Annotated in this window: 1 protein-coding gene; it reads right to left on the bottom strand. The window is 65.8% G+C overall.

Features of this window, described 5'->3' with window-relative positions:
• Nucleotides 1-2153 (bottom strand): type VI secretion system Vgr family protein (locus tag AC6CIA_RS26235; RefSeq protein ID WP_498316044.1); only part of this gene is annotated, 2153 nt, incomplete at both ends.

The following is a 2153-nucleotide window of genomic DNA, read 5'->3' as shown; positions in this document are numbered from 1 at the left end:
GGCCTGGAGCAACACCCGTTACCGCCGCAAAACCATTGCCATCCAGCTTGCCCTTGATGATCTTGCCCAGCGCATCCTCGACCTGATACTCGCCTCCCTTGAACGCAAACCCATTGGCGTACTGCTGAAACAACTCCAGATTCCCTTTCCCCGCCTTCGGCTCCTGTGCAAACGCCGCCGCCTTACTCTTCGCAGTGTTGTAGATAAAATCCACGCCATGCACGGTGTACAACCCTCGGGTGGCATGGGTAACTCCACCCGCGTTGTAGGTGGTGCTACTCCCCGCAGCCTGGATCACGATCTCTTCCTTGGCGCTGAGGGTGATGCGCTCGGCCGTAACGGTGACCTTGAGTTGGGCCAGCAGGTTGATGTTGTCTTTCAGTGCCCGGATGTCGATGTCACCGCTGGCCGCCACCAGGCGCCAGCCCAGGCTTTGCACGAAGGTGCGCATGCCGCGACTGGCGCTGATCAGCAGGCGCTTGCCGATGGCCAGGCTGGTGTGGCCGCCGCTGCTCAGGGCCAGGTGTTCGCCGCTGACAATATGGGTCGATTGCGGGGTGCTGCTGGCGATGCCGGCCGGGCTGTGCAGTACGAGGTGGGGTTCGGCCAGTTCGGGGTACTGGTTGGCGCTTGGGTTGCCGCCGGTGCCACGGATGGCGCTGTGCTGGGCCTCGAGGGCGGCGGCGACTTCGTCCTGATCACCGCTGTCCTGGGCCAGATGCGCGCGTGCCTCGCTGGCGAAGGTGGCGTGGTGTTGCCGAGCAGTGTCCAGTTGTTCGGCGGTTTCCGGCAGGTCGGTGTGATGATCGGCGGCGCGAGCGCGCAACTGGGTGGTCAGTAACAGGCCGCCGCCAGCGCGCAACACGCCGTGGGCATCGGTGCGCAGTTCGAAACCTTCGCCGCGTGGCCCGCCGCCGCCGGGGCGCGGTTGGGTCAGGTAGCCGAGGGTCAAGGCGCTGGCGGCATGGTCGCTGAGCAAGGCGGCGCTGATTTGCCCGGTGGTGTCGTCCAGGCGCAGTTCGTTGTGGCGTTCGCCGTGCAGTTCCTTGCTGCGGAGTGGGCTCAGGGCCTTGAACGCCGGCAGTGTGTACGGCGAGCGGTTGACGGCGTGGTAGCTGCGCCCGATGACTATCGGTTGGTCCGGGTCTCCATGCAGAAACCCCACCAGCACTTCCTGGCCGACCCGAGGCAGGGTGACGTGGCCCCAGCCGGCGCCGGCCCAGTTATGGGTGACGCGCACCCAGCAGGAGCTGCGGTCGTCCTCCTGGCCTTGGCGGTCCCAGGGAAACTGCAGGCGAACCCGGCCATGTTCGTCGCAATAGATTTCTTCGCCAGGCGGCCCGACCACCGTGGCGATCTGCGGGCCTTCGATGCAGGGTGTGGGACGCGGTGGTGCTTGCCATTCGACGCTGTCGGGAATCAGCGTCGCGGTGAAGTTGTAATACGTGCCCACCTCGCTGCCGCCGGCGTCTTCTTCCAGCGACGTGTGCTGCCGACCGATGTGCTTGATGGATACGGCGCGCCAGCCCATGTTCAGGTCGTCGCGCGGATGGCCGACCAGGTCAAAGGCCAGCCCCGGCACGAGGCGCGCATCGTCGCCGCTGACCTCGGCGGTGCGCGCATCGCGGCGCAGGGCGTGCAGACGCGTCTGGGTGAAGGGCTTGCCGGCGTCATCGTGTTTGTAGCGGCCGGGGTAGTCGTAGCGCTCGTAGTTGGGGCTTTGGTGCTCCAGTTGACGGGCCTGTTGCCGCTGCTCCAGGTTGTAGCGCGGGTGGGTAAAGGTGTAGTCGCGCTGGGTCTGGTTGGCACTGCGCACCTGCTCGCGGTAGGTGAAGGTGTGCAGCGCCGGTTGTGCTTGATCGCCACCAGGGTTGGCCTGGTACACCAGCGGCTCGCCTGGGAGCAGGCCGAAGCTGGCGATGTGGTCGGCCTGGATCAACTGATGTCCGGCCGCGCTGTGCTGGAAGATCGACAACAGACCCTCTTCGGCGGCCAGGCGCTGGTAGAAATCCCAATCCAGTTCGCCCGCCTGCACGCAGTATTCGCGGGGCAGATGGGATTCGCTCAGGTGCTGGGTGCAGGCGCCCCAATGGCGTTCGTTGCACAGCCCTTCGAGGATCTGCGGCACGCTGCGTTGCTGGAAGATGCGCCAG

The organism is Pseudomonas sp. GQ91 (assembly GCF_059758795.1).
This window is presented reverse-complemented; position numbering and strand designations above follow the sequence as displayed.